Raw genomic sequence first — 4,422 nt, forward strand, 5'->3', positions numbered from 1 at the left:
GTACCGGGGCATGCTCGAGGCGCTGTCCGGTGACGACCAGGAGACCCGCAGCGCCGTGTTCGACATCGTCGGCGGCCTCATCATCGACGACCCGGACCTGGAGCCGGTCTGGAAGGCCAAGTGGATGGCCGACGACCCCGCCCGCATCGTCGAGCCCGGCGGCGCGCTGCTCGACCGTGACGACATCACCGACCGCCTGGACGAGATCACCTGCCCCGCCCTCATCGTCCACGGCACGGCCGACACGGCCATCCCGATCGAGAAGGCCGAGCTCCTGCGGGCCGGCCTCGCCGACTGCCGGGACCTGGTGCCGATCGAGGGCGCGGCGCACGCCTCGAACCTCACGCACCCGGCCGAGGTCAACCGGCACATCGAGCGCCTCCTCGACGCGCTGTAGCGGGCAGGCGACCTACGCTCACGCCCACCACGAAGCCGATCGTGCCCGGGGGGACCATGACCGCCACTGCTCCGACCGTCGACGCGCCCTATGCGGGGCCGACCGACATCCTCGACGCCGACAGCCACGTGATGGAGCTGCCCGGCTGGCTCGAGGCCCACGCCGACCCGGCGGTGCGCGACCGCATCCGCCCGCTGTACCTCGGCGGGGCCGGGGCGCTGGCCGACAAGGCCATCGCGGACGCCGAGCGTCGAGCCGGCGACTCCACGGTCGCCGCTGAGCTCGAGGAGCAGATCCTCACGGCGAAGGGTTGGCATGCCCTCGGGGCCTTCGACAAGGCGGAGCGCAGCCGGTCGCTCGACCTCCTGGGGTTCCGGGCCCAGCTCGTGTTCCCGACCTTCGCTGCCACCCAGTTCCTGGGCGATGACCTCGAGCTGGTGATGGGCGGCACCCGGGCGCTGAACCGCGCGATGCAGGCGTTCTGCGCCGACGACGACCGCCTCATCTCCGTGGCCTCGGTCCCGTGGATCGATCCCGCCGACACGCTCGCCCTCACGGTGGAGGCCCTCGACGACGGCGCCGGCGCGGTGATGGTGCCGTCCCACCCCGGCACGGGCGTCAGCCCGACCCATCCCGACCACGACGCGCTCTGGGCCACGCTCGAGGAGCGCGGCGTGCCCTTCCTGATCCACATCGGGGGCGGGGGACGCACCCTGAAGCCGGCGTTCCACGACAACGGTCGGCCCGTGTCGGACTTCCTCGGCGGCGGCGAGAACCTCCGCGGCAAGGACTACATGGTCATCCACCAGCAGCCCGAGCAGTTCCTGTCGGCCATGGTCCTGGACGGGATCTTCGAGGCCCACCCCGGGCTGATGGGCGGCTGCATCGAGCAGGGAGCCATGTGGGTGGTCCCGTGGCTGCGCCGCCTCGACCTGTGCCAGGCCACCTTCGGTCGGGGCGAGCCGGCGATGCGAGACCTGCCGATGGCGGCGTCGGAGTACGTGCACCGGAACCTGTTCTTCACCCCGTTCCCGCGCGAGCCCGTGGGCTGGATGATCGAGCAGTGCGGCGAGGACCTGTTCCTCTTCTCGAGCGACTACCCGCACCCCGAGGGCACCAAGGACCCGATCCAGCGGTTCGAGGAGACGATGGACGGCGTGTCACCGGCCGCTCGCGACGCGTTCTACCAGGGCAACTGCGCCCGCATGCTCGGCGTCTGACGCCGGGCGGTCACCGGTCGCCGCAGAGCAGGCAGATCCGGTTGCCGTGGTTCTCCTCGTTCCGCTCGCGCGGGGGCGGGGACTGCTGGTCCTCGTCCGGCGCAGGCTGTCGGGGCTGCTCCGGCGTCGAGCCACTGGGCTCGGACACCTTCGGCTCGGGCCGGGGTGCACCGGGGACGAGCAGGTCGAACCCGCCCGGAACCTGGTCGACGATCACGGCGTCCTGGGGTCCGTAGCGCTGCCTGATCGTGGTGTCCCTGGCCCGGGGGCGGCCCCACTCGAAGGCCTCCTGGACCGTGACCCGACCGTCGCGGTCGGCGTCGGCCAGGCCGGCGGCGAAGGCCTGTTCGATCATGAACCAGCCCCAGACCGAGTTGCCCCAGGCCGGGTTCTCGTAGGACTTCTGGGGCGCCCCGGACGAGAAGGTGAGCACTCGACCCGGCTGGGCCATCCCGGGGTCGGCCATGGCGGCGGCGTTGCAGGTGGCGAAGCTGATCCACAGGGCGCGGGGCTGGACCGCGTCGAGGAGCCGCACCAGCTCGGAGTCCACGACGTAACGGTCGTCGTGCGGCCACAGACCGATGTCCGGCTCACCGTCACCGTCGACGTCGCGAGACCACTTCTTCGAGTGCCCGGAGTAGTGGAAGACACCGATCGAGTCCTGGTCGGTCCGCTCCGCCAGCCAGGCGATCCCGTCGACGATGTTGGCTCGGGTCGCATCCCGGTCGGTGAGCAGCAGGATGTGGTCGTCCCGCCACCCGCTCGCCAGCAGGTGGTCCCGGAGATCCTCGGCGTCCTGGCGGGACCCGATGTTGTCGGCCACGGTGCCGCGGTGCTCGTTGATCCCGATGAGCACCGCCCAGCGGGTCGTGGCGGGCCGGGAGAGGTCCTGGACAGCGGCGGCCTGGGCGGGGAACCGGTCGGCGAAGGTGATCGCCCGGGTTGCCGCCGGGGCGGGCGCCGGTGCGGGGGTGTCGGGGACCACATCGGGCTCGGTCACCAGCTGGGGCGTCTCGGCTGGCGTGGACAGGGCCGCGAACGATGCGGCCGGAGCGGGTCCGGCGGACTCGGCCGCCCGGATCCTCGCGGCGACCAACGCGGGTGCTGACGGCCGGTCGGCATGGACGGCTGAGGAGGGGGAAGGTGCGGGATCGGCGTCGGCGGTGGTCACCACGGCCACGAGCTGCAGCGGTGCCAGCAGTGCGAGAGCGGCCAGGCAGAGGCCTCGGCGCCCGATGTGGATCCTGAGCAAGCGGTGACTCCCCACGCCCGACGTGTCGCGCAGATGCACGCGGTGTTTTGTTCCCTGCTGTGACACTTCGACACGGAGGGCCGCGTTCCTCCCCGGAGGTCCGGGTTCTGCCTAGGAGGTCAGGTCGAGGAGGTCGTCGACGTCGTCTTCTGGCGGCGCCGCCATCGCCCATCGCCCGGTCGACTTGGTGAACAGGTACCACCGGCCGTCCCGGCTGCGCCGCAGCTGCAAGCGACCCTCGCCCGTGACCCGGTTGCCGGACACGTGGACGCGGCGGACCGGCATCCCGGCATCGATCACCAGGTCGCGGGCCCGGGCCATCTCGAGGGGCGGCGGGTTCCAGCGAGGTTCGTCGTGGGCTCGCACCCCGGCGGCGCCGCCGAACTGCCAGGCGGCGGCGAGCACCTCGAGGTCCACCGGCGCCACACCACTGTGCGCGGCGAGGCGCTGCTTCACGACGGGCGGCGCGCCGACGACCCGGCGGGCCAGGTCGGCGCGCTCGTCGAGCTCGAGGCCGGTGTCGACCGTGCCGGCGCACAGCTCCCAGGCCCGGCGGGCGGCGTCGGCGACGAGGGCCCGCAGGCCGGGCCCGTCGAAGGGGGCGTGCGCCGGCGGGTCGCTCGGCCACGCCGCCGGTCGGCTCGGAGCGTTGGCCACGAGGGGCACGAGGGGCAGAGCCAGCAGCTCGCGGCTCCACGCCTCCGCCGGGTCCATGCCGACCGGTACGGCGACCTCCGCCTCGTGGGCCGTCGGTGCCGGTGCACCACCCCGCCGGCGGCGCACCTCCTCCAGCACCTCGTCGCGCCGGCGCCCCCGGAGCAGGAGCAGCACGAAGGGGTCGGCGTCGAGGGCGTCGGCGAGGAGGTAGCAGGCGGCGGCGGCATGCTCGCAGGGGTCGACCTCGTCGGCGCAGGTGCAGACCGTGCGCAGGTCGCGGGGCCGGGGGAGGAGGTCGACCTCCACGGACTCCGCGTCGCGGACGATGGCCGGGTCGAGCTCGCCGTCGAGCAGGGCGGCGGCGTGGGCGGCCTTGGCGGCGATGGCGTCGAGCACGGTGTCCCACTCGTCGTCGCGGAAGGCGCGGATGCCGACGTGGACCTCGTGGGGCTCGTTGCGGTCGGCCTGCACCCAGGCATCGACCCCGCCGGGCTCGATGTGGAGGTCGGCGTCGCGGTTGGCCTTGGCCCACCGGCGGCCGCTGGCGAGGCGACCGCCCCGACCGCCGGCGATGCCCTCGAGCGCGTCGAGCCAGGCCTCACCCCACCACGTCGTGCCGAAGTCGCGAGCCATCAGCCCTCGAACCGCCCGAGGTCGAGACCGCCGCCGAGCTCGACCAGATCGGCCAGCTCGTCGTCGGAGAGCTCGGAGACCCATGACTCGCCGCCTCCCACCACCGACTCGGCCAGGCCCCGCTTGGCCTCGAGCAGGGTGGCGATGCGCTCCTCGAGCGTGCCCTCGCAGATCATGCGGTGGACCTGCACGGGGCGGTCCTGGCCGATGCGCCACGCCCGGTCGCTGGCCTGGTCCTCCACGGCCGGGTTCCACCAGCGGTC

Annotated in this window: 5 protein-coding genes; 2 read left to right on the forward strand and 3 right to left on the reverse strand. The window is 73.3% G+C overall.

Annotation, left to right across the window (positions count from 1 at the left end; all coding sequences use genetic code 11):
* The coding region (locus VMN58_12830) for an alpha/beta hydrolase (GenBank protein HUF34082.1) at positions 1-397 on the forward strand (397 nt) is incomplete at its 5' end.
* A gap of 56 nt (positions 398-453) precedes the next feature.
* Positions 454-1,617 carry an amidohydrolase family protein gene (locus VMN58_12835; protein HUF34083.1) on the forward strand — a complete coding sequence of 388 codons (1,164 nt, stop codon included), beginning with the start codon at positions 454-456 and terminating at the stop codon, positions 1,615-1,617.
* Positions 1,618-1,627: 10 nt separating this feature from the next.
* Here the strand turns inward: VMN58_12835 and VMN58_12840 are convergent, their stop codons facing one another.
* The 3 genes from VMN58_12840 to VMN58_12850 all read right to left on the reverse strand — a co-directional run.
* On the reverse strand, positions 1,628-2,869 hold the full coding sequence (locus tag VMN58_12840; protein HUF34084.1) for a caspase family protein: 1,242 nt from the start codon (positions 2,867-2,869) through the stop codon (positions 1,628-1,630).
* Between the two features lie 111 nt (positions 2,870-2,980).
* The gene (locus VMN58_12845) at positions 2,981-4,159 is read right to left on the reverse strand and encodes a hypothetical protein (GenBank protein ID HUF34085.1); all 1,179 of its coding nucleotides are present in this window, start codon (positions 4,157-4,159) and stop codon (positions 2,981-2,983) included.
* A partial coding sequence (locus VMN58_12850; GenBank protein HUF34086.1) for a DEAD/DEAH box helicase occupies positions 4,159-4,422 on the reverse strand: 264 nt, incomplete at its 5' end. The genes VMN58_12850 and VMN58_12845, both read right to left, overlap by 1 nt.

The organism is Acidimicrobiales bacterium, from assembly GCA_035512495.1.
In the GTDB taxonomy this organism is placed as follows: Bacteria; Actinomycetota; Acidimicrobiia; order Acidimicrobiales; family CADCSY01; genus DATKDW01.

Bases quoted from the DNA above. Each gene is read 5' to 3' on its own strand.
- VMN58_12835 (HUF34083.1), top strand. From the start codon at position 454: ATGACCGCCACTGCTCCGACCGTCGACGCGCCCTATGCGGGGCCGACC.
- VMN58_12845 (HUF34085.1), bottom strand. From the start codon at position 4,159: ATGGCTCGCGACTTCGGCACGACGTGGTGGGGTGAGGCCTGGCTCGAC.